Below are 23,809 nucleotides of genomic sequence, written 5' to 3'. Positions count from 1 at the left end.
GCCGGTCCGGTACGTGCACCGCTGACCGACCTCAAGCCTGACGAGTACGAGCGTCTGGCTGCGCTGATGGACAAGCTAGGTCCGCAGTAAGGTTATATGAGTAGGCTGGCCTATCAGGCTGGCCCACCAGCTAATAAACCTGCAAGACTGGCCGCCTGCCTGGCCATTCCTATAACCCATTTCAAATGCTTCTCTGACACGACAATTCTAAAAAGGAGAATCCATGACTGCCTCAAGCGCTTCCCAGACCCATGCTTCTGGGCAAGACACGGTTCACCTTACGCTTGATGACGTACGGGCACTGGCGACGCGTGTGCTCCAACACTATGGCTTTACCGCACCTCATGTCCGCTACGTTACCGAAACGTTAGTGGCTGGCGAGCGCGATGGATGTTCATCCCATGGTCTGTATCGGCTGTTGTCCTGCATCAATACCTTCAAGGCAGGCAAGGTCTCTCCGGATGCCGAGCCAGAACTGCATGACATGGCGCCCGCTCTGGTACGCATCGATGCCAAGGGTGGCTTTTCGCAAGTCGCTTACCAGATGGCACTGCCACATCTGATCCAGAAAGCCGAAACACTGGGTATTGCTGCATTGGGCATCAACCATTGCGCTCATTTCTCAGCCCTATGGGCAGACATCGAACCGCTTACGGATGCCGGTCTGGTTGCCTTGGCGTGCACGCCCAGCCATGCCTGGGTGATGCCTGCCGGTGGGAGCAAACCACTTTTCGGAACCAACCCCTTTGCGTTTGGCTGGCCTCGTCCAGGCAAGCCGGCATTCATCTTTGATTTTGCGACCAGCATGGTGGCGCGGGGTGAAATTGAGCTGCATCGCCGCGCTGGCAAGCCTATTCCTGAGGGTTGGGGCGTAGACGCCGAAGGCAGACCTTGTACCGATCCGGCCACCGTGCTCGACAAGGGCGCCATGCTGACGTTCGGAGGGCATAAAGGCTCAGCCCTGGCGGCGATGGTGGAGCTGATAGCTGGTCCCCTGATCGCCGACATGACCAGCGCCGAGTCGCTGGCATTTGATAACGGCGCACGGGTTACTTCCATGGGAGGCGAGCTGATTATTGCTATCGATCCGCAACGCTTCCTGGGTGAGCAGGCTGAGACCGAGCTTGCCCGTGCCGAAAAGCTGTTCGAGTCCATGGTAGCCCAGGGCGCGCGTCTACCTTCGCAGAGGCGTTATCAGGCTCGTGAAAAAAGCCTGCGTGAAGGGGTCTGGATACCCAAGGCACTCTACAACGATATCCAGGCGCTGCTAAGCGCTTGATCCGGCAGGAGGAGCACACCTGATGCTCCTCCTGACCTGCCTACCGGTGATATTGCCCGGCCTGTTCAGGCTGAAAGGGGATATCCATGATCCTGACCTTGAGCATTCCTTTGCCTGGGGTGGGCCACTCAATGTAGTCCCCGATGGACAGCCCCAGCAGTGCACTGCCTACCGGGGCGAGGATAGAAACCTGCCCCGAATCGCCTGCAAGATCCTTGGGATACACCAGTGTCTTGCAGAATTCCTCACCAGTTGCGTCCATGCGAAAGCGCACGGTTGAATTCATGGTGACGACCGTAGGCGGTATCTTATGCGGATCGACAATATCCGCTCGACCAAGCTCCTCCTGTAAGGCGGTTTGCATGGAGTGTTCGCTGGCCGGCAGGGACTCGAGCAAATTTTCTATCCGCTCAAGGTCCAGTGAGGACACGACAATATCCGGTTTCATGGTCATAAAGGCTCTTGTTGAAAGTGTGCATCCTGTTGTGAATGCTGGGGAAATAACGTCTTGCACGAAGTCGAGTATGGACCGCTTATCCGCTTTCAACTACCTGAAACCATTAACGCCTGTTTCTGTAGGCAGTGCGATCCCTTGCAGGGAGGAGGCGTGCTGAACAGGCTTTTGCGGTTTACAGGCGCTTGTTGAACGCATGGCCTGATCAGGTATCAGATGACAAACACGCAGAGGTGATTTATGAGCAACCCGGAAAATATGCCTGATCAAGGCCAGACGCCTGACGAATACGATGAATACGGTGATGTTCCTGATACCCAGGACACGCCTAACATGGATGAAAGACCAGACGTGGACGACAGTCCGTTAGGGTGATACTGGGCCAGCAAGACCTGAACAGCCGTCAGGGGCGGTTGCATCAGTGAGGCAAAAACGCACGAAAGCTAAGGCAGATACTCCACCAGGGTAGGGTCAAGGCCTGCCAGCTCTTCATTGATGAGGGCACTGATGATTGCCCAGTCACCCTCTGCAAGCCCGGCGCCAATGCGAGGATAGCCGATACGGCATCCCGAGAACCCTTGCCGAATCGCCCTCATGACTGCGCGCATAGCCTCATAACCTGCCTTGACGCCTTTTCCGCGCCAGTGAAGCTAAGTGTAGGTATTCACTACTGTAAGCTCGAGATTGCCCCGCTTAATTCGGGTGCATGAGTAAGTGCTCATTTTTCCCGTACTCCTTTCGAAGTGAGGCAATCAGCTTCATAGGATTCAGGAGACCCTCTTTATAGTCTTAGCGATTTCTGACCTATTTTGCGCTGGCAATTACATCCATGGACGATAACGTCGAACTGGCCCATTAGAGCAAGTTTGACCAAATCTCCTTTTATTACCGGCATGATTCATAGGCCTCCCAAATAAGACTAGTGTAACTGATGGTATGTAAACGCATAAAACAGCCAGTAAGCTGAAGAGAGCCTGTACACTATTGCCTATTCAAAGGCCTTGTTTTTGACAAGCGAGCACACGAAAGCAATTTGTGACCCCTGCACATTTAGGCTGTGGCAAGGTTTTTGCGTCCTATAAGGTGACGACAAAAATTGTTATCTAGACTCAGCCACAATGACTGGCTGGTCAGAATCAGTTTACTAAGCAAATAAAATCTTCTGCTAAATGATATTTAACACTAAGCTTCTTCGCTAGCTAAACTGCCAAGCGGTAAAGGCAATTAGCCATCTTGGATGGGATTTCAAATTCAAGCTCGTCACGTCAGCTGCTGGTTGTTCTAGAGGACATCTACACATGAACGAATTGTCATTGGCAGGCACACAGATTGAACACTTTCATGTCTGCGCTTTTTTCGATAGTCGTGAGCAGGAGTACGATGTCCTGGCTCCTTTCTTCAAGGAGGGGATTGATCAGGGCGAGAAGAATATACATATCGTAAATCCTGCCAAGATGGATGACCATCGGGTACGCCTTAACAAGGCGGGAATCGATACTCATGCCTGTGAGGCCTGTGGGCAACTTGAGGTTCAATCGTGGCAGGGTGCCTATCTTGATGAAGCCGGCACCTTTAATAAGGACCGCATGCTCAATACGCTGGAAAGTGCCTGCAAAGCCGCGCGGGAAGCTGGATTTCCACGCGTGCGTATCATGGGCAATATGGACTGGGTCTTTAATGATGTGCCTGGTGCTAAAGACATTCTGGCGTACGAGGCCGAAGTAAATGAAGTGCTCTCTCTGAACCGTCAGCCTGCCGTATGTGTGTATGACATTGCTAAAATGTCCGGCTCCATGATGATGGATCTCTTGCGTACTCATCCGTTGACGCTTATCAATGGTGTAGTACAGGAAAATCCCTTCTATACCCCAGCATCAGAAATGCTGGCTGAGCTTGCCAAGCGTCAGGTCAAGGAAGACGCCTCGACCACCTGATATGTTATTTTCCTCCTTTCATTTCGCCTTTTTGGAAGACAATGAACCGTTACCCTGAATTATTACCGGTTCACTCCCAGGAAGGCGATTCCTCAGAACGTGGTATTCGAGACCTGATGGGTCTTCTCGCCTTACCCGCCTTGTGGGCAGGGCGAGAGGGTGAGACGGTTCTTCGCCTCATGATCGAGGCCGCCGAACGTATCGTTCCCCTTCGCTTTAGCTATGCTCAGGCGCTGTTGGCTGATAATCCATCGTTCAAAGGTCTTTTGCGAGTCGAGGGCCGTTATTGCCAGGGCGAAGAGCTATCTCGTTGGGAAGTTACAGCCGAAGCCTGGAAAAACACGCGTGTTCCTGACGGGCGAGCCTATGAGTCAGATACTCCATTGGGGTCCATGTACATTGTTCACTTGAGCATGGGCTATGGAACGTATGGTGGAAAAATCTGGTTTGGTTCTTCTGCGCCAGGTTTTCCAAGCATCAACCAATTAGCTCTCTTGCGAGCTGCTGCTTCATTGGCTGCTACAGGATTACAAGCCGCAAGGGCAGATTTTGAGCGTGAGCAGGCCAGTCGAGCCAAAGATGAATTTCTAGCGATGCTGGGGCATGAATTGCGTAATCCCCTGGCACCCATTGTCATGGCGCTTGGATTGATCAAAAGAAGGCATCAGGGCCTGTTTCCGCGAGAGCTGCAGATCATCGAGCGGCAGGCTGATCATTTGTCGCGTCTGGTGGATGACCTGCTCGATATTACGCGCATCACTCGTGGAAAAATCGAAATCAATAAAGAGCCTACAAGCATAACAGGAGTAGTGCTCCAAGCCCTTGAGAATACAAGTGCGCTTGTTGGTGACCGGCGCCAGCAGATCACTCATATATTTCCCGATGAAGAGGTCTGGGTGTCAGGGGACTCCGTCCGCCTGACCCAGGTCTTTACCAATCTACTGACCAATGCGGCCAAGTACACTCATGTTGGGGGCCAGATAGAGGTCGAGGTAAAGACTGACGGTGAACAGGTTTCTATTCTGGTCAAAGATAATGGCTCCGGTATCAGTCCTCAGTTATTGCCCCGTATTTTCAATATTTTCGAGCAGGGTGCGGTTACCATAGATCGGGCGAAAGGCGGATTGGGTATTGGTCTGGCCTTGGTCAAGAGTTTCATAAGCCTGCATGGAGGAACGGTAGCGGCTAGCAGTGGCGGTGTTGGTTGCGGTTCTACTTTTACGGTTACGTTGCCACGGCTTTTGTTGGCCATCAGCGAACCAACGCAGGTCCTTGAGGAAAATAGCAATACGGTAGTAAAACCGGCTCGGATCCTGATTGTTGATGACAACCTTGATGCGCTTGAAAGTACCCAGGCTGTCTTGCGTCAACAGGGACATACCGTCCAGGCAAGCAGTAATCCATTCGATGTACTGAATATAGTCCGTGAGTTCAAGCCCGAGGTTGCGGTGCTCGACATAGGGCTGCCCGACCTGGATGGTTTTCAGTTGGCCTCTATGCTCCGTGCGCATTTTCCTTCATCAGCGCTAGGATTGATCGCTTTGACCGGTTATGGGCAGGTTAAAGACCGGGAGCGTTCCAAAGCGGCAGGTTTTGATGTGCATCTGGTTAAGCCGGCTTCACTCCATGACCTGACAGCCGCTATTACACGTCTTTCATCAAAATAGATATTCTTTCCTGGCTTATAGCCTGCCTATGCGAGCGCAGGTTTAAACAGGATGAAAAGCCGGGTTATTGAAGAATAAGCCGTGAGCCATGAAGCGGGTAAATAACGACTTATTTCATGTCTGGCTTTAAGCCAAGGCCTAGTACTTTCCATATCCAACCTATCCGAACACCTGCGAGTCACGTTCAGTCGGGACTCTCCTGGATACTCTCAAGCATGAACCTGCCGTAGCCGTACCGTCCTATCCTTATAGGATCCACAGTTATCGGTATGGGATTCTAATGAAGCCTGTCCGATTCGCTTTGACCGGCCTATGGAGTAAATGGGTGCTGTTGATAAACAGGGGCTAGGTTTACCTGAGTTTGCGCATCTTGAGGGCATGCCGGTTATGACGAAGTCATGTTCGATTTGCCGGGACGGAACAGACAGCGGGAGTTTACCCAGCAGAAATAGGGCAGCCCATGCCCAGCACCCGCTAGGAATAATTTGCTGGTGTTGTGTGTTGATGAGGAGCATTCCGCGCTACCCAAAGGCGGCTGAAAAGCTGGAGCACCAGCCCGTTGCACCAAAGTGTTCATATTGGCAAATAAACAATCTGACCTATTAGGGCCCAGACGGATAGCGCGTAGTGTTATGCCGGGTCCCTAGGTTTACAGTGATTGCCAACGCTGAAACCATAGGTGATTAAGATTGTTGACACTTTTCTGTTTTTGGGCCTAATGTTTGACACAAAGGTCGCTAAAAAAATAAATGTGTCGACAGTATGAATCAACTAAGCGAAATGCCTTCTGCCAATACGCCTGAAAGCGAGACGCTTTCGGAGCATGTCTTTCGCCATATCCAGGCGGCCATCATTAAGGGTGAAATTAAACCGGGCAGCAAAATTTCAGAGCCTGAGTTGGCGCGTCTGTACGGAATTAGTCGGGGGCCTCTACGGGAGGCCATCCACCGGTTAGAAGGGCAAAAGCTGGTTGTACGCGTTCCTCATGTAGGTGCCCGTGTTGTCTCGCTAGCACTTGAAGAGCTGGTTGAGCTGTACGAGATCCGTGAATCCCTCGAAGGGATGGCGTGCCGGCTGGCAGCTGAGCGTATGAGCGAGGCGGAGATCGAAGAACTACGGCAGGTGCTGGAAACCCATGAGCAGGACGCCTCGTTTCAAGCTGGGGTGGGGTACTACCAGCAGGAAGGCGACCATGATTTTCACTACCGCATCATTCAGGGCAGCCGAAACCGCACGCTGACCCGCATGCTGTGCGATGAGCTGTATCAGCTGGTACGCATGTACCGGATCCAGTTTTCCGCCACACCCCACCGGCCGCGCCAGGCCTTTGCCGAGCACCATCGTATTCTCGACGCCATCGCTGACCGTGACGGTGAGCTGGCCGAACTCTTGATGAAGCGCCACATTGCTGCGTCACGGCGCAATATCGAGCGCCAACTTGACACTCAGCACCAACCCGAGCATGCCGTGGTAAGCGCGGCGTCTGCCAACAAGAATAGAGGTGAATCATGAGTCAGGGTCTTTCCATGCGTCCCGGCCAGCGTTTTCGAGAGGCTGTTGCGGTCGAACATCCGCTCCAGGTAGTTGGCACTATCAATGCCAATCATGCCTTGCTAGCCCAGCGCGCCGGCTTCAAGGCCATTTACCTGTCCGGTGGTGGCGTTGCAGCCGGTTCATTGGGACTACCGGATTTGGGTATTTCAAACCTGGATGATGTCTTGACTGATGTGCGCCGGATTACCGATGTGTGCGACTTGCCATTGCTGGTTGACGTAGACACCGGGTTTGGCTCGTCAGCGTTCAATGTGGCCCGCACGGTCAAATCAATGATCAAGTTTGGCGCGGCGGCCCTGCATATCGAGGATCAGGTGGGGGCCAAGCGCTGCGGTCATCGACCCAACAAGGAGATCGTCTCGCAGCAGGAAATGGTAGATCGCATCAAAGCGGCCGTGGATGCCCGGACTGATGACAGCTTCGTGATCATGGCGCGAACCGATGCGCTGGCGGTTGAAGGATTACAGTCGGCTATCGATCGAGCCTGCGCCTGTGTAGAAGCGGGCGCGGACATGATCTTCCCAGAAGCCATGACCGAGCTTGGGATGTACAGGGAGTTCGCTGGCGCGGTGAAGGTACCGGTACTGGCAAATATTACCGAGTTTGGCTCGACGCCACTGTTCACAACCGAGGAGCTGGCCTCCGCAGATGTCTCGTTGGTGCTCTATCCCTTGTCAGCTTTCCGCGCCATGAACAAGGCGGCTGAAAGCGTCTACACCGCGATTCGGCGCGACGGTACGCAAAAGAATGTAGTCGACACCATGCAAACGCGTATGGAGCTGTACGAAAGCATTGGCTATCACGAGTTCGAGCAAAAGCTGGATGCACTGTTCGCCCAGAACAAGCGCTGATCCGGCGAAGGTCCGTCAGCTAACCTGACAGATGCAGTTGCACCATCCATAACAAATCCAAGAAAGGAGAGAGCAATGGCTGAAGCAAAAGTATTGAGCGGCGCTGGCCTACGGGGTCAGGTCGCCGGCCAGACAGCCTTGTCTACCGTAGGTAAAGAAGGCGCTGGTCTGACCTATCGAGGTTATGACGTGCGCGAGCTGGCCGAGCATGCCCAGTTCGAAGAAGTGGCTTATCTGCTGTTCCGGGGTGAGCTGCCCACTCGTGAGCAGCTAAATGACTACCTGAATCGTCTGATGACCCTGCGTGATCTGCCACAGGCGTTGAAAGAGGTGCTTGAGCGCATCCCGGCGCAGGCGCATCCGATGGATGTGATGCGGACCGGCGTCTCGATGCTGGGCAACCTAGAGCCTGAGCGCAGCTTTGAGCAACAACAGGTCGTATCGGATCGGCTGCTCGCCGCATTACCGGCCATCATGTGCTACTGGTATCGCTTCAGCCATCAGGGTGTGCGCATCAAGTGCGTAACGGAAGAACCCTCTATTGCCGGGCACTTCCTCAAGCTTCTGCATGGCAAGGCACCTAACGAGCTGCACCGCAAGGTGATGAACGTGTCGCTGATCCTTTACGCCGAGCATGAGTTCAACGCCTCGACGTTTACCGCGCGCGTGTGCGCATCCACGCTTTCGGACATGCATTCCTGCATCACCGGTGCGATTGGTTCATTGCGTGGACCTCTGCATGGTGGGGCCAACGAGGCCGCCATGGAAATGATCCAACGTTTCAAGTCACCCCAGGAGGCCATCGAGGGCACGCTTGGCATGCTGGAGCGCAAGGACAAGATCATGGGCTTTGGCCATGCCGTTTACAAGGATTCGGACCCGCGCAATGAAGTCATCAAGGTCTGGTCGAAAAAGCTCGCCGAGGAAGTAGGCGATACGGTGCTATTCCCTGTATCGGAAGCGATCGACCACACCATGTGGGAGCAGAAGAAGCTGTTCCCCAACGCCGATTTCTACCACGCGTCCGCGTACCACTTCATGGGAATTCCCACCAAGTTGTTTACCCCGATCTTTGTCTGCTCGCGGGTTACAGGCTGGGCGTCCCATGTGTTCGAGCAGCGTGCCAACAACCGCATCATTCGCCCGAGTGCGGAGTACACCGGCGTCGAGCAGCGCCCGTATGTGTCGCTCGAAGAGCGCAGCGCGTAGATACATCCAAAGGCAGCGACTGCTGCCTCACATAACAATGAACCATGAGAGCGAGAGCATGAGCGCCAACGTCGACCTGAATAATCGTCCTGACTATGACAACGTCCTGCAGGACATCGCCGACTACGTCCTGAACTATACGATTGACTCTACCGAGGCGCTAAACACGGCGCGTAATTGTCTGATGGATACGCTGGGGTGTGGCCTTCTGGCCCTGCGTTTCCCAGAATGCACCAAGCATCTGGGTCCGTTTGTGGAAGGGACCGTGGTGCCACATGGTGCGCGCGTACCTGGAACGAGTTTTCGCCTGGACCCGGTAAAGGCTGCCTGGGATATCGGCTGTATCGTGCGTTGGCTGGATTACAACGATACCTGGCTCGCAGCGGAGTGGGGACATCCTTCGGATAACCTGGGCGGCATTCTGGCAGTAGCCGATCATTTGTCGCAAAAGCGCGTTGCGCAGGGCGAGGCGCCTCTGACCATGCGCGCCGTGCTTGAAGCCATGATCATGGCGCACGAGATTCAGGGCGTGTTTGCGCTGGAGAACTCCTTCAACCGGGTCGGACTTGACCATGTCATCCTCGTCAAGGTGGCGTCTACGGCGGTTGCGGCCAAGTTGATGGGCGCCAATCGCGAGCAGATGCTTGCCGCTATCTCTCACGCCTTTGTAGATGGACAGGCACTGCGTACCTATCGGCACGCGCCGAATGCAGGTTCGCGCAAGTCCTGGGCAGCAGGGGACGCCACCAGCCGCGGTGTACGTCTGGCAGACATTGCCATGCGCGGCGAAATGGGTATTCCGGGCGTGCTGAGCGCACCTCAATGGGGCTTTTATGATGTGCTGTTCAGCCACACCAACAAGGACCTGGAGACCAAGCCGCAGGACAGGCGCCAATTCAGCTTCCCGCAGGGGTTTGGCAGTTACGTAATGGAAAACGTCCTGTTCAAAATCAGTTTCCCTGCGGAGTTTCACGCCCAGACGGCGGCCGAGGCAGCGGTCATTCTGCATCCCCAGGTTCGTGAGAAGCTCGATCAGGTCGAGAAAATCGTGGTGACTACCCACGAGTCTGCCATCCGCATCATTTCCAAAGTCGGCCCGCTGGCCAACGCGGCTGACCGCGACCACTGCCTGCAGTACATGATTGCCGTGCCGCTGTTGTACGGAGACCTGGTGGCCGAGCACTACGAAGATGCCTTCCATGCAGCGCATCCGCTGATCGATCAGTTGCGCGAGAAAATGGAAATCATCGAAGACCTGCGCTACAGCCAGGAGTACCTGGAGTCTGACAAGCGCTCTATAGCCAATGCCATTCAGGTATTCTTTAAGGATGGCACCTGTACCGACAAGGTCACGGTAGAGTATCCGATTGGCCATCGCCGTCGCCGCGACGAAGGCATCCCGCTGCTCGAGGCCAAGTTCAAGAACAACCTGGCTACCCGTTTCCCGGCACAGCGCTGTGAGCAGATTTTTGCTTTGTGTAAGGATCAGGCGACCCTCGAGCGTACTCCGGTCAATCGGTTCGTTGATCTCTTTGTCATCTGACGTATCCCTTCAGGCCCGTATGACACGGGCTTGCCTTCCTTTCAGCCTCAGGCACCCGAGTATCGTTTCGCTCAGGTGCCTAAGGCCCTCATAAAAAAATCAGATACCCCCTTAAGCATTTCCCAGACGACGGGCCAGGCGAGTGGCTTTAACGTCTGGGCTGACCGTGAGGCAGTTTCGTTCTGCCATCACGTGATAAGCCCTATGGGCATTCGAATCACCATAAAAACAACAAGGGTGGCCGTCATGCACACCGACTCGCCTGTCGACGTTAAACAATGGATTGATAACCGGCCTGTCTCGGGCTATCAGTGGTTGATCCTTGTCCTGTGTTTTTTCATCGTCCTGTTCGATGGTGTGGATGTCGCCGTCATGGGCTTCATTGCGCCGTCACTGATGCAGGACTGGAATCTATCCAAAACCGCCTTCGGACCGGTCATGAGTGCGGCCATGGTTGGTCTTGCGGTGGGTGCATTGGTTGCGGGCCCTTATGCCGACCGCTTCGGTCGCAAGACGGTACTGCTTGGCGCTGTGACTGTATTTGGTGCGCTGAGCCTGGCATGCGCCTTCGCACGTAACCCTTATGAGCTGGCCATCCTGCGTTTTCTCACCGGGGTAGGGCTCGGGGCGGCGATGCCCAATACGACGACACTGCTTTCGGAGTATTTACCCGAGCGCTATCGCTCCGTGCTGATTACCGTGATGTTTACCGGGTTCAACCTGGGCTCGGGTGCCGGCGGCTTTGTAGCTGCCTGGCTGATTCCCCATTATGGTTGGCAGTCTGTGCTGCTGGTGGGTGGCCTTCTACCTATCCTCTTGCTGCCGTTTCTCTGGCTGTTTTTGCCTGAGTCTGCCCGGTTTCTTGTCGTAAAAGACGCACCTGCCGCCCGTATCGCCAAAGTGCTGAATCGACTGGGTGGCCAGTTTACGGCGCAAACACGTTTTATCACGCTTGAGCCTACGGTTCACCACAAGGCGCCGGTTCGCGCCTTGTTTGCAGAGCGTTATCGTTTAGGAACGTTTTCCCTCTGGGTTACCTATTTCATGGGGCTGCTCGTGATCTACCTGATGATGGGCTGGTTGCCTACGCTGATTCGTGAGTCCGGTATCCCGATCGAGCGTGCAGCGACCATCACAGGACTGTTTCAGATTGGCGGGACGGTAGGAGCAATCGTGGTTGGCTGGATCATGGACAGGCGCAATCCCAATCGTGTTATTGCAGGCTCCTATGCTTTGGGCGGTGCGTTCATCCTGCTCTTGGGTGCCTTTGGCCTGGAATCCAGCCTGCTGACACTTGGCGTTATCGCGGCGGGCTTTTGTATGAGCGGCGCGCAGACAGGTCTTAATGCCTATGCCCCCGGCTATTACCCTACCGAGTCCCGCGCCACAGGTGTGAGCTGGATGTTGGGGATAGGCCGCTTTGGTGCGATCTTCGGCTCGGTAATCGGTGGTGCGGTGCTGAGCCTTGGGCTGAGCTTCGGGTTGATTTTTGCAGTGCTGGCGATACCGGCTTTCGTGGCAGCGCTGGCCATACTGGGCAACGGTTATGCTGCACGGCGTGCAGCCCAGCCTGCCTTGGCGTCTTGATCATTCATAAGGATTATTTTATGGCACGTATTATCGGAGGCCTGGCCGTCTCGCACACGCCTACGATCGGCTTTGCAGTCGACCACAACAAGCAGGAGGAGGCCGCCTGGGCGCCCATCTTCAAGAGCTTCGAGCCGATGAAGGAGTGGCTTAAGGATAAGCAGCCTGATGTGCTGTTTTATATCTTTAACGATCACATCACCTCGTTCTTCTTCGATCACTATTCGGCCTTCGCCCTGGGCGTAGACGATCACTATGGTGTGGCAGACGAGGGCGGTGGCGTACGTGGACTGCCTGCCATTGGTGGGCATGCGGCGCTGGCCCGGCATATCGGGGCCAGTCTCATGGCTGATGAGTTCGACATGTCGTTCTTTCGTGACAAGCCGATCGACCATGGTCTGTTCTCGCCGATGTCTGCGCTGCTGCCGTTCGAGCCGGAATGGCCGGTAGACGTAGTGCCTCTGCAGGTCGGTGTGTTGCAGTTTCCGATCCCGAGTGCCAAGCGCTGCTACAACCTGGGACAGGCCTTGCGGCGTGCCATCGAGAGCTATCCCGAGGATCTGAAGGTGGTCATTGCTGCCACGGGTGGTGTGTCCCATCAGGTCCATGGTGAGCGGTGTGGCTTCAATAATCCTGAATGGGACGCCCAGTTTGTTGATCTCTTTGTCAACGATCCCGCGCGTCTTACCGAGATGACCATTGCCGAATACGCAACGCTGGGTGGACTTGAGGGGTCGGAGGTCATCACTTGGCTGATCATGCGTGGTGCGCTCTCAGCCAATGTAAAGCTGATTCACCAGGATTATTACCTTCCTTCGATGACCGGGATCGCGACGCTGCTCCTGGAAAACCAGGCGCGGCCATTACCCATTGACGTACAAGCCCGCCACCGTGAACACATGAACCATCAGTTGGCCGATGTCGAAAAGCTGGAGGGCACGTACCCGTTTACGCTGGAGCGCAGTGCCAAAGGATATCGGCTGAACAAATTCCTGCATGGCATGATCACTCCGGCCTGGCGTGAGCGTTTTCTGGAGGAACCGGAGGCCATGTTCGAGGAAGCCGGCCTGACTGACGAAGAGCGCGACCTGATTCGACGCCGCGATTGGCGTGGGTTGATTCACTACGGTGTTATTTTCTTCCTGCTAGAGAAGCTCGGCGCGGTGGTAGGGGTATCCAACCTGCACATCTATTCAGCCATGCGTGGCCAATCACTGGAAGAGTTCCAGAAAACGCGTAATCAGCAGGTGCTGTACTCGGTTGCTGGAAAGAAATAACTCCAACCCAGGGCGCGGTGCCTGTCGCTGCGTCCATTCACTAAATGGCGATAGTCCATTGGCAGTCTGGTGTCATGACGTTTCTGGAAGCACTTCTCGCCCTGGCACTTGCTGCCGAAATACACGATTCTAACGAGGCCGTAACACGAACGGCCAAGCGATGCCTTGACCAGATTCCTGCCAAATACAAGGCAGTAGTGGCATCCATCGCAGACAGTCCTTCACCACTGTTTTGCGTCAAGGTGCTGATCAAAACCATCCCTGACAGCGTTATTGGCAAAGTAGGTGCGGTCTAGGCTGGCTTATAAAGCGCTTGCATCCGAGTAAAATCAGGCGTCCAAACGCTCCAGGGCTACTTCACGGATCTTTTCCATCAACGCATTGGCTGCAGGTGAGTGCAGGCCACCGGTGCGGTAGATCAGACCTATGGCGCGGGTGGTATGGCGAAGCCGCAAGGGGAGACGTTGCAACTCGCCTGAGGCGATCTCGTATTCAAGTTGATGGGCTGAAACAACAGCCAACATATCGGAGCGTACGAGCAGCCCACGGATAATCGCCAGATCCCCCGTTTCAACTACCGGTAGTGGCGTTTCCGTACCCAGCTCGCTAAAGAAGGCATCGAGCTGGTTGCGGGCCGGCGAGCCTGCACGGGGCAGCACCCAGCGAGCATGGATAAGGTCATTGGTATTTACCCCCTGATCCAGTAATGGATGGCCCCGGCGTACCAGTACCACCAGCTCTTCAGTCAGCAGCGTTTCACCCAACAGATCGCTGGCATAGTCGGAGGGGCGCAGGGCGCCCAGTACAAAGTCAATGTCACCGGCCCGTAGGTCGGTAGCCAACAGGTCAAACGCACTTTCATTGGTCGCCACACGAATTTGAGGGTACGCAGAGACGAGGCGCACAATAGCTTCAGGCAACAGCCGGGTTCGCCCCAAGGGCAAGGCACCCACCATGACGGCTCCCTGGAGCGAGCCGCGTAGGGCGGCAATGTCGGCATCGATATGGCGCAGCTCATTCAATGCCCGACGAATCGGCAGGACAATATCCAGGCTCGCTCGTGTAGGCTGAAGGCCTTTGGGAGTGCGCTCGAACAGTGTATGGCCGCAACCACCTTCCAACACCTTGAGGGCTGCACTCACAGCGGGTTGGGTCAGACCGAAGAGGGTAGCTACTGTCTGCATATGGTGGGTTTCGCACAGCTTGACGAACACTTCCAGACGCCGGGTATGCATCAGATAAAGGGGTTCGGTAATCGCGCCTGGATGGGTACCCAGCAAGCGGGGTACTGTCTCCAGCTCAGCCAGTGCCTGTCGTGCACGAGGCAAGATGCGGGCGCCGTAATCGGTCAGCCGCATTCCATTGGCATGCCGTTCGAACAATGCAATGGTAAGCCGCTCTTCCAGGTCGCGAATGGAACGGGTGACAACCGATTGCGCGCGGTACAGTACTTCAGACGCCTTGGAAACACTGCCTTGGTCCGCCACCCGGACAAACGCGCGTATCTGCATTAGATTGGGAAGTTCGGCAGTCATGGTGTTCTCTTGGCAGGGCACATGCCTGCATCATGCGCGCGGCGTGTTGATAAGTAAAAGGTATACCTGCTCTAGCTGAACGCAATATTCGCTCAGGATCAGCCGTGCGACTCTCCTTGAAAACATGAGGAGCCTGGACATGATCGATTCCAACAAAAAAACTGCTCTGGTCGTCAGCGCCCATTCCGCTGATTTCGTCTGGCGTGCAGGTGGCGCTATCGCTCTGCATGCCAGGCAGGGTTATGACGTGCATGTCGTCTGCCTGTCTTTTGGTGAGCGGGGCGAGTCAGCCAAGCTCTGGCGCAAGGGCGAAATGACCGAAGAGAAGGTCAAGGCGGCGCGCCGTGAAGAGGCGCAGGCGGCAGCTGAGATACTGGGAGCCACTGTCGAGTTCTTTGACATTGGTGATTACCCTATGCGTGCCGACAAGGAAACGCTATTTCGTCTGGCCGATGTGTTCCGCCGCGTACAGCCGGAATTTGTGCTTAGTCACTCGCTGAAGGACCCCTACAACTACGACCATCCACTGGCTACGCACCTGGCACAGGAAGCGCGCATCATCGCTCAGGCAGAAGGCTACAAGCCGGGCGAGAAAATTATCGGTGCGCCGCCCGTCTATTGCTTCGAGCCGCACCAGCCTGAGCAGTGCGAATGGCGCCCGGATGTACTGCTGGACATCACCGACGTGTGGGACAAGAAGTATGCCGCTATTCAGTGCATGGCTGGCCAGGAACACTTGTGGGAGTACTACACTCGTGTAGCGCTACAACGCGGCGTACAGGCCAAGCGCAACGTAGGCATTACCTCCAGTAAGAACATCATCTACGGTGAGGGCTACCAGAGCATCTTCCCACGCGTGACGGAGAATCTGGGATGAGCAACTTGATCGGCAAGACCGGCGTTGTAGTCCGCACTATCGCACGGGCCGAAGCGGGGCTGATTGATGAGCTGGGTCAGTATGGTGTAGCAACCGTTCACGAAGCTCAGGGTCGCAAAGGGCTGCTGGCTCCAGATATTCACCCGATCCAGCAGGATTATGGCATCAGCGGTTCGGCTGTAACTGTACTGGTAGCACCTGGGGACAACTGGATGTTCCATGTTGCGGTAGAGCAGTGCCAGCCGGGCGATATCCTGGTCGTAGCACCCAGTTCGCCATGCCACGATGGTTACTTTGGTGATCTGCTGGCGACCTCGCTCAAAGCACGCGGTGTACGTGGGCTAGTGGTCGATGCAGGTGTGCGCGATAGCCGCACGCTGCGGGAGATGGGCTTTGCCGTGTGGTCGAAAGCGGTCTATGCCCAGGGCACGGTCAAGGAAACGCTCGGCTCGGTCAACATTCCAGTGATTTGTGCCGGCCAGTTGATCAACCCCGGCGACGTTATTGTGGCTGATGACGATGGCGTTGTGGTGGTTCGGCGTGCCGAGGTGCAAACCGTGGTCGAGGCCAGTCGCAAGCGGGCCGATGCCGAAGAGCAGAAGCGGATTCGGTTGGCTAATGGCGAATTAGGGCTCGACATCTACAACATGCGTCCTCGCCTGGCCGAAAAGGGCCTTCGGTACGTTGATAGCCTGGACGAGCTGGAGGGCTGAACCATGGGACAGACTCGCATTCCTTGCCTGATGATGCGCGGCGGTACTTCCAAGGGAGCGTACTTTCTCGCCACTGATCTTCCTACCGATGAAGCACTGCGGGAAAAAGTCCTGCTGGCCGTTATGGGCTCGCCTGACAAGCGCCAGATTGACGGTATCGGCGGCGCGGATTCGCTGACCAGTAAGGTTGCGATCATCAAGCGCTCCGAGCGACCGGATGTCGATGTGGACTACCTGTTCGCTCAGGTACTGGTAGAGGAAGCGCGAGTCGACTATGGGCAGAACTGCGGCAATATTCTGGCGGGTGTTGGCCCGTTTGCCATAGAACAAGGACTGGTCCCTGTGCTGGAAGATACAACCCAGGTTCGTATCTTCATGGAAAACACCGGTCAGATTGCCGTTGCGAATGTACTTACGCCAAACGGTGAAGTGCAGTATGAAGGCGATGCTCGCATTGATGGCGTACCGGGTACAGCTGCTCCGCTGATTGTTGAATTTGAGGATATTGCTGGCTCCAGTTGTGGTGCGCTGTTACCGACCGGAAACGTGTGCGACACGTTTGATGGGATTGAGGTGACCTGTATCGATAATGGCATGCCGGTAGTGCTGCTTCGAGCGGCCGATCTGGGTCGCACCGGTTATGAGACGCGTGAGCAGCTGGATGGCGATACCGAACTTAAGACCAGAATCGAGTCGATTCGTCTTCAGGCCGGGCCGCGTATGAACCTGGGGGATGTTACCCACCGTACAGTCCCCAAAATGTGCTTGATTGCCGAACCTCAAGCGGGTGGTGCTATCAGTAGCCGAACTTTTATTCCTCATCGCTGCCACGCCTCCATCGGCGTTTTCGGTGCGGTAAGCGTGGCCTCGGCCTGTCTGATCGAGGGCTCGGTAACTGATGGGTTAGCCCAGGTAGAGCAAGGCGACTCGTTGCGGCTTTCTGTTGAACATCCCACGGGAGAATTTACCGTCAAACTAGACCGCCATGCGGGACAGTTAACAGGTTGTGGACTCTTGCGGACCGCTCGCCTTTTATTTGACGGACATGTTTATGTGCCACGCTCGGTCTGGGCATAGTCATCAATAAGCGCATGGTTGTCCGCTGATGAAGAGCGTACCGGTATAGGCTGATAAGGCTTCAGTTGCTCTTATAAGGAGCAGGGCTTTCATCCGCAAACAAAAGCCCTGTGATTAAGCGCTTATTGAGCGCGCGAATATGCCGCGGCGGCTTCAACCTGCTCAGGACTTGGGCGGATGCCGGTGTACAGGACAAACTGCTCCAGTGCCTGGAGGGCAACAACCTCTGCGCCGGTAATGACGGGCTTGCCCAGTTCGCGGGCGCGTTTGATGAGTGGGGTTTCGGATGGCATTGCCACGACATCAAACACCACTTTAGCCTCTTGAATCACTTCGTCATCAAAAGACAGATCGTCCGCTTCCGGTCCGCCGGTCATGCCTACGGGTGTCACATTGATGATGAGTTCAGGGCGCAGGTCGCCCAGGGATTCGGTCCACTCATACCCGCAGGATTCAGCTAGGGCTCGGCCGGTAGTGGGATTGCGGGCCACGATGTGTCCCTTCTTGAAGCCGGCCTCCCGCAACGCAAACGCCACGGCTTTGGCCATACCGCCGCTACCCCGCAGCGCAAGCGTCAGATCATGAGATACCTGATGGCTATCAAGCAGTGAGGCGACAGCCAGAAAGTCCGTGTTATAGCCTGTCAGCTTACCGTCATCGTTCACAATAGTATTGACCGAATCGACCACGGCGGCAGAAGGGTCGAGGCCATCCAGAAGAGGAATGCAGGCTTCCTTGAACGGCATGGAAATAGCGCATCCGCGTATGCCAAGCGCTCGAATGCCGCCAATGGCAGCAGGCAGGTCGGTGGTTGTGAACGCCTTGTAGAGATAATTCAGGTTCAGGGCTTCGTACAGATGATTGTGAAACCGTGTACCGGTGTTGCCAGGGCGTCCCGCCAGGGACATGCAAACCTGGGTGTCTTTATTGATGGCGTGAGGCATTTTGATTCCTTCAAAAAAGCGGCTCCTGTTTGTCAGCCAAGCGGGCTTGCGGTTCCCAAGCACCGCTTGGTATGTGAACCCGATCAGCTCTCCAGTACCGCTCGCAGGTAAGGCGCGGTCTTGCTGCTGGTCTCTTTTGCAACGCTTTCGGGTGTACCGCTCGCGACAATGTGTCCGCCTCTATCACCAGCCCCTGGGCCGATATCGATGACCCAATCGCTTTGCGCCACGACGCGCATGTCATGTTCAACCACAACGACTGTATTGCCAGCCTCTACCAGACCGTTGAGCTGGCGCACCAGGCGGTCGGTATCAGTAGGGTGTAGACCCGTTGTAGGCTCATCAAGTACATAGAGCGTGGCGCCGCGCTGGGTACGTTGCAGCTCGGTTGCCAGCTTGATGCGCTGTGCTTCACCACCGGAAAGCTCTGTGGCTGGTTGCCCCAGGCGCAGATAGCCCAGACCAATATCATGCAGGACATGCAAGGGTCGGAGTACGCCAGCTTCCTCCGCGAAAAAGGTACAGGCATCCTCTACTGTTAGGTTCAGGACTTCCGCAATGGTTTTTCCTTGCCAGGTGACTTCCAGCGTTTCGGCGTTGTAACGGGCGCCATGGCAGGCCGGGCAGGGCGCATACACGCTGGGCATGAACAGCAGTTCGACACTGACGAAGCCTTCGCCCTCACAGGTCGGGCAACGCCCCTTGGCTACGTTGAATGAAAAGCGACCGGCGTCATATCGCCGTTTCCGGGCTTCCGGGGTCGCAGCAAACAGTTTGCGGATGCCGTCAAAAAGGCCTGTATAAGTGGCAAGGTTGGAACGCGGAGTGCGACCGATCGGCTTCTGATCCACCTGGACCAGGCGACGAATATGCTCCATGCCTTCAATGATTTGTCCTGAGAGCGGCTGAGGAGCCTCCTCGTCCAGAGGTGATTCGTCTTCATCGCGCTCGGCCAGTGGCCGGCCTAGGTGCTCACCGACCAACTCCAACAGGGCCTGGCTGACAAGAGTCGATTTGCCGGAGCCAGAGATACCGGTAACGGAGGTAAAGCAGCCAAGTGGAAACGCAACATCAAGGGCCTTGAGGTTGTTGCGCGTTACGCCGGTCAGTCTTAGCCAATGAAGCGGCTTGCGGTGCGGGCGGCTCAAGGGGGCTGCTGTGCGCCGAGACGCAAACAGGTAATCCCGCGTTTGAGACGCTTCGACATGAGCCAATCCGGCAGGCGGTCCGCTGTAGAGAACCGTACCACCATGTTCGCCTGCTGCAGGGCCTACATCCACCAGCCAGTCCGCACGACGCATCGTCTCTAGATCGTGTTCCACTACGAACAAGGAGTTGCCGGCCGCCTTGAGTTGATCCAGAGCCGTGAACAACGCTTCGCCGTCAGCAGGATGCAGACCGGCGGACGGTTCATCGAGCACATAGATCACTCCGAAAAGCTGCGAATTCAACTGAGTGGCAAGGCGGAGACGTTGCAGCTCTCCCGAAGACAATGTTGGGGTACTGCGTTCCAGGGAGAGGTACCCCAGGCCTAGCTCGGTCAGGGTGGTCAGGCGTTCCAGCAGATCTTGGGCGATACGTTGGGCCGCCAGGCGCTTTTCGTCTGACAGGGTCGGCGTACGGCGTACGTCCGGGGCGGCCTCATGGGAAGCGCCACCTTCCCGGGTACGCGCTTCACGTGCGCGGCGTGATTCTTCCCTTGTGAAGGTTTTCTTCACGGAGGATGACCCTGAAGCCAGCGCACCGGCTGCAACAGGTGTGAGGACATCAACCAGGGTCAGCAGAGGCATGCGGGCCAGCTCGCCAATGTCATGCCCGGCAAAGGTGACGGACAGCGCCTCACGCTTCAGGCGCTTACCTTCACACAGCGGACACAGACTACCCACCATGAATTGGGATACGCGTTTTTTCATTAACGCGCTCTGCGAATGGGCAAAGGTATGCAGCACATAGCGGCGCGCACCGGTGAAGGTGCCCATGTAACTGGGCTCGCGCTTGTGCTTGAGAGCTTCGCGGGTCTGCTCTGGTGTCAGGCCGGCATAGACCGGAACGGTCGGCTGTTCTTCAGTAAAAAGAATCCAGTCGCGATCCTTTTGGGGGATATCGCGCCAAGGTGTGTCTACGTCGTAGCCCAGGGTTACCAGAATGTCCCGCAGATTCTGCCCCTGCCAGGCAGTAGGCCAGGCGGCAATGGCCCGCTCGCGAATAGTCAGCGAGTCGTCCGGTACCATAGACTGCTCGGTTACTTCATAGACTCGTCCGAGCCCATGACATTGAGGACAGGCGCCTTGGGGTGTGTTGGGCGAAAAGTCCTCTGCGTAGAGCATGGGTTGATCAGGCGGATAGGTGCCGACGCGTGAGTACAGCATGCGGATCAGGCTGGACAGGGTAGTGACGCTACCCACCGAAGAGCGAGCGCTGGGCGTGCCGCGTTGCTGCTGGAGAGCGACAGCCGGAGGCAATCCTTCTATGGTGTCCACATCCGGTACGCCTACCTGATCGATCAGGCGACGGGCATAGGGCGCCACCGATTCAAAGTAACGACGCTGAGCCTCGGCGTACAGGGTTCCAAAGGCAAGGGAGGACTTGCCAGAGCCCGAAACGCCGGTAAAAACAACCAGGCTGTCGCGGGGGATGTCGACATCTACATTCTTGAGATTGTGCTCACGCGCGCCCCGGACGCGGACAAAGCCGGGGGCTGTAGAGGGAGAGGCGTGGGTGGGATCAGGCGTGCTTCGTTTGTTGGGCATGCGTCAGGTCTTGGCGTAGGAACGTGTTCATAGGACCTTTTACCTGCCGGGACGACTGCACAACAGCCAGGAAAACCGCTACGTTGCGATCCAGGCCTCATGCACGTTGCAAGATATCTCCACGTAAATACCCACCGGCGTATCCACGAATCGGGTTACCGTACACGTCCTCAAGGCCCAAGACCTCTCGGGCGCAGTTCATCCAGGCCCAAAGCATGTCTGGAGAGCCATTCAGGGCACCGACCTTGATACGTCCGCTCCGTGGCTCCGGCATGCTGTACATGACGGGGCGCCCCAAGATGGCGGACGCCTCGGAGAGTTCGGGGATATCGTGATCCATGGCATCGAAGAATTCATGGCCGGCGATGGAGATTGGTTTGAGCGCCTTGACCTGTTCGATTGCCGCCTCGATCGTAGCTCGTAATTGATCAGGATTGATCTTTTGCCAATTCGACCGGGAGGCGATACGCCACGCGCGTAGATCAGTCGGATCGACCCCGGGGCAGAGACCTTTGTAGGCTGCGCTCAGGCAATGGTCGGCGGCGGCAGCCAGTTGCAGCTCCGGCGTCGGCTCGATCTCCAGCAGCTGGCAGACCTGCCCCAGCGAGGAGCCTTCCCAGTAGCGCGCCGGAGGCATGTCATACCCCGGATCGCCTTCATGATGATGGTCTACCACGATATCACGAGGTTGGGAGGTATCGGCGAGGCCGCATTCCACCCAGACGATAGGGCCATGGGGCTCGCCTTGGCGGGCAGATGTGCGATCGGCTTTATAGGCATTGCCCGCGTATACCCGACGCTCATCCGCCAGCGCATAGGCCAGTCGATGCCGTGCCCTAAGAACCAGGGTCTCGATGAGCATCATTTCAGGATCTCGCGCACCAAGGATGAACAGGTATTTCATAAACATGACTGACGCTTCAGGGAGTTGAGTTATATCAGGGATAGGCGTATCGGATTAGACCCGCTGCCGTGCCATGGGTTGAGGCGAACACTTAGACGATTGACATGAGGGACTTCGAGATACGTTTACACTGTAACAAGACAGTGACTTCCCTGTATTCTGCGCCGCCTCATGTTTAGGCAAGAAGAGAGCGGGCACGTTTACATGCATAGCGACATTCATACGCCTGCCCGGCGATTATCCTGGCAGGACCATAAGACCCTGGGTCTGGCGGCGCTGGGCGGTGCCCTGGAAATCTACGATTTCATTATTTTCGTCTTTTTCGCGCTGGTGCTCAGCCAGTTGTTTTTCCCGCCGGAAATGCCTGAATGGCTACGGCTGCTGCAAAGCTTCGGCATTTTTGCCACCGGGTACCTGGCGCGCCCACTGGGCGGAATTCTCATGGCGCATTATGCCGACCGCCTGGGGCGCAAGCGCATGTTCAACCTGAGCATCCTGCTTATGGCATTGCCAAGCCTGCTCATTGGCGTGATGCCTACTTATGCGCAGATCGGCTACTTTGCACCGCTGATTCTGCTGGCGCTACGGGTATTGCAGGGGGCTGCCGTTGGCGGCGAGGTGCCCAGTGCCTGGGTGTTTGTAGCAGAGCATGCTCCTGCCAATCACCGAGGTTATGCCCTAGGCATTCTTCAGGCCGGCCTGACCTTTGGCTACCTGTTGGGTGCACTGACGGCCACGGTGCTGTCATCAATCTATATCGAGAAAGAACTCCACGCCTATGCCTGGCGTATCCCCTTTATCCTGGGCGGCTTTTTTGGCGTCCTGGCGGTATGGCTACGGCGGTGGCTGAACGAGACGCCTGTCTTCATGGAGATGCAGGCTCGCAAGGTATTATCGGCGCGCCTGCCGTTATCGACGGTCCTGCGAGAGCACCGCACCGCCTTGCTGCCGGCGGCACTGCTGACTTGCGTTCTGACTTCGGCAGTGGTCGTCCTGGTGGTTGTGACGCCTACCGTGATGCAGAAGTACTTTCATATTCCGACCAGTACCGCGTTCCGCATGAGCTGCATCGGTATCGTGTTTCTGAATATTGGCTGCGTCATCGCCGGGCGCATCGCTGATCGGATAGGTGCCTGGCAAGCGATGGGATTGTACAGCGCCGTTCTCGCTCCCGGTATTGCCGTCCTGTATGCGAGTCTGGTCAGCGAGGCGATAGCGCTCTGGCTGGGCTACGCAATCGCAGGTCTTGCCTGCGGCATTGTGGGCGTCGTGCCATCGGTGATGATCGGGCTGTTTCCCTCCAATATTCGAGTCACGGGTATTTCCTTTACCTATAACATTGCGTACTCGATCTGGGGCAGTATCACGCCGTTGATTCTGATTGCCCTGATGCCGGTCAGCCCCTGGTTCTGCGTGGGCTACTGTGCGGTCATGGGCCTGGTCGGACTTGTCCTTATGCTGGCTTACCGGCATGACCCTCGATTGTCGCGGCCCCTGACCGATTTCTCCTCCTCGTCAGACTGATTTTGCTTCTGCACCTGTCCTGTCGGCTGAGCATCCGGCAAGGCAGGCGCGACGAGGTGTTGTCCTAACCGACAGGCTGCAATTCAGCTTTTCTGGTCTGCGCCGATAGAGCCTTTTAGCTAAGCAGACA

The 23,809-nt window shown here is 56.1% G+C and carries 21 protein-coding genes; 15 read left to right on the top strand and 6 right to left on the bottom strand.

What is annotated here, in order from left to right; genetic code table 11:
- The first annotated feature begins 223 nt into the window (after positions 1–223).
- The gene (locus GM154_RS24265; protein ID WP_219653858.1) at positions 224–1,279 is read left to right on the top strand and encodes an Ldh family oxidoreductase; all 1,056 of its coding nucleotides are present in this window, start codon (positions 224–226) and stop codon (positions 1,277–1,279) included.
- A gap of 40 nt (positions 1,280–1,319) precedes the next feature.
- Here the strand turns inward: GM154_RS24265 and rnk are convergent, their stop codons facing one another.
- Positions 1,320–1,733 carry a nucleoside diphosphate kinase regulator gene (rnk, locus tag GM154_RS24260; RefSeq protein ID WP_219653854.1) on the bottom strand — a complete coding sequence of 138 codons (414 nt, stop codon included), beginning with the start codon at positions 1,731–1,733 and terminating at the stop codon, positions 1,320–1,322.
- A gap of 240 nt (positions 1,734–1,973) precedes the next feature.
- On the opposite strand from rnk, the gene GM154_RS25765 reads away from it, so the two are divergent.
- Complete coding sequence (locus GM154_RS25765; protein ID WP_010798202.1) at positions 1,974–2,108, top strand: hypothetical protein; 135 nt, start codon at positions 1,974–1,976, stop codon at positions 2,106–2,108.
- Between the two features lie 68 nt (positions 2,109–2,176).
- Here GM154_RS25765 and GM154_RS24255 read toward each other — a convergent pair whose 3' ends face one another.
- Positions 2,177–2,341 (bottom strand): hypothetical protein, encoded by a 165-nt coding sequence (locus GM154_RS24255; RefSeq protein WP_219653851.1) that lies wholly within the window; start codon positions 2,339–2,341, stop codon positions 2,177–2,179.
- 690 nt (positions 2,342–3,031) lie between these two features.
- Between GM154_RS24255 and GM154_RS24250 the strand changes: the two genes are divergently transcribed.
- From GM154_RS24250 to GM154_RS24210, 9 genes are all read left to right on the top strand, one after another.
- Entirely contained in the window at positions 3,032–3,667 is a 636-nt protein-coding gene (locus GM154_RS24250; protein WP_219653846.1) for an MEDS domain-containing protein, read from the top strand.
- A gap of 41 nt (positions 3,668–3,708) precedes the next feature.
- The gene (locus GM154_RS24245) at positions 3,709–5,334 is read left to right on the top strand and encodes an ATP-binding protein (RefSeq protein WP_219653842.1); all 1,626 of its coding nucleotides are present in this window, start codon (positions 3,709–3,711) and stop codon (positions 5,332–5,334) included.
- 762 nt (positions 5,335–6,096) lie between these two features.
- Positions 6,097–6,846: a GntR family transcriptional regulator gene (locus GM154_RS24240; protein ID WP_219653839.1), complete on the top strand. Its 750-nt coding sequence runs from the start codon at positions 6,097–6,099 to the stop codon at positions 6,844–6,846.
- Entirely contained in the window at positions 6,843–7,739 is an 897-nt protein-coding gene (gene prpB, locus GM154_RS24235) for a methylisocitrate lyase (protein ID WP_219653836.1), read from the top strand. Before GM154_RS24240 ends, prpB begins: the two co-directional genes overlap by 4 nt.
- A gap of 75 nt (positions 7,740–7,814) precedes the next feature.
- The gene (gene prpC / locus GM154_RS24230) at positions 7,815–8,948 is read left to right on the top strand and encodes a 2-methylcitrate synthase (RefSeq protein WP_219653833.1); all 1,134 of its coding nucleotides are present in this window, start codon (positions 7,815–7,817) and stop codon (positions 8,946–8,948) included.
- A 58-nt stretch (positions 8,949–9,006) separates the two neighbouring features.
- Positions 9,007–10,491 carry a 2-methylcitrate dehydratase gene (gene prpD / locus GM154_RS24225; RefSeq protein WP_010798209.1) on the top strand — a complete coding sequence of 495 codons (1,485 nt, stop codon included), beginning with the start codon at positions 9,007–9,009 and terminating at the stop codon, positions 10,489–10,491.
- A 246-nt stretch (positions 10,492–10,737) separates the two neighbouring features.
- Positions 10,738–12,078 (top strand): aromatic acid/H+ symport family MFS transporter, encoded by a 1,341-nt coding sequence (locus tag GM154_RS24220; protein WP_010798210.1) that lies wholly within the window; start codon positions 10,738–10,740, stop codon positions 12,076–12,078.
- 20 nt (positions 12,079–12,098) lie between these two features.
- On the top strand, positions 12,099–13,355 hold the full coding sequence (locus GM154_RS24215; protein WP_219653830.1) for a gallate dioxygenase: 1,257 nt from the start codon (positions 12,099–12,101) through the stop codon (positions 13,353–13,355).
- Positions 13,356–13,429: 74 nt separating this feature from the next.
- Entirely contained in the window at positions 13,430–13,651 is a 222-nt protein-coding gene (locus GM154_RS24210; RefSeq protein WP_010798212.1) for a hypothetical protein, read from the top strand.
- 33 nt (positions 13,652–13,684) lie between these two features.
- On the opposite strand, the gene GM154_RS24205 is transcribed toward GM154_RS24210, so the two are convergent.
- On the bottom strand, positions 13,685–14,890 hold the full coding sequence (locus GM154_RS24205; RefSeq protein ID WP_219653827.1) for a LysR family transcriptional regulator: 1,206 nt from the start codon (positions 14,888–14,890) through the stop codon (positions 13,685–13,687).
- 139 nt (positions 14,891–15,029) lie between these two features.
- On the opposite strand from GM154_RS24205, the gene galB reads away from it, so the two are divergent.
- From galB to GM154_RS24190, 3 genes are read left to right on the top strand one after another with little or no spacing between them, the layout of a single operon-like run.
- A complete protein-coding gene (galB, locus tag GM154_RS24200) occupies positions 15,030–15,767 on the top strand; it encodes a 4-oxalmesaconate hydratase (protein ID WP_219653824.1) in 738 nt (245 codons plus the stop codon).
- Positions 15,764–16,480: a 4-carboxy-4-hydroxy-2-oxoadipate aldolase/oxaloacetate decarboxylase gene (locus GM154_RS24195; RefSeq protein ID WP_219653821.1), complete on the top strand. Its 717-nt coding sequence runs from the start codon at positions 15,764–15,766 to the stop codon at positions 16,478–16,480. Before galB ends, GM154_RS24195 begins: the two co-directional genes overlap by 4 nt.
- Positions 16,481–16,483: 3 nt before the next feature.
- Positions 16,484–17,557, top strand: coding sequence for a 4-oxalomesaconate tautomerase (locus tag GM154_RS24190; RefSeq protein ID WP_219653818.1), 1,074 nt, complete (start codon positions 16,484–16,486; stop codon positions 17,555–17,557).
- Between the two features lie 122 nt (positions 17,558–17,679).
- Here GM154_RS24190 and GM154_RS24185 read toward each other — a convergent pair whose 3' ends face one another.
- From GM154_RS24185 to GM154_RS24175, 3 genes are all read right to left on the bottom strand, one after another.
- The gene (locus tag GM154_RS24185; protein ID WP_219653814.1) at positions 17,680–18,501 is read right to left on the bottom strand and encodes a shikimate 5-dehydrogenase; all 822 of its coding nucleotides are present in this window, start codon (positions 18,499–18,501) and stop codon (positions 17,680–17,682) included.
- 83 nt (positions 18,502–18,584) lie between these two features.
- Positions 18,585–21,251 carry an excinuclease ABC subunit UvrA gene (gene uvrA / locus GM154_RS24180; RefSeq protein ID WP_219653786.1) on the bottom strand — a complete coding sequence of 889 codons (2,667 nt, stop codon included), beginning with the start codon at positions 21,249–21,251 and terminating at the stop codon, positions 18,585–18,587.
- Positions 21,252–21,348: 97 nt separating this feature from the next.
- Positions 21,349–22,161, bottom strand: coding sequence for a hypothetical protein (locus GM154_RS24175; RefSeq protein WP_219653769.1), 813 nt, complete (start codon positions 22,159–22,161; stop codon positions 21,349–21,351).
- Positions 22,162–22,359: 198 nt separating this feature from the next.
- On the opposite strand from GM154_RS24175, the gene GM154_RS24170 reads away from it, so the two are divergent.
- Entirely contained in the window at positions 22,360–23,679 is a 1,320-nt protein-coding gene (locus GM154_RS24170; protein WP_219653766.1) for an MFS transporter, read from the top strand.
- Positions 23,680–23,809: the final 130 nt, after the last annotated feature.

It is taken from the genome of Pseudomonas sp. MAG002Y (assembly GCF_019400845.1).
Lineage (GTDB): Bacteria > Pseudomonadota > Gammaproteobacteria > Pseudomonadales > Pseudomonadaceae > Chryseomonas > Chryseomonas luteola.
Note: the sequence above shows the minus strand (reverse complement) of the source record. Positions and strands in the feature narration are given on the sequence as shown.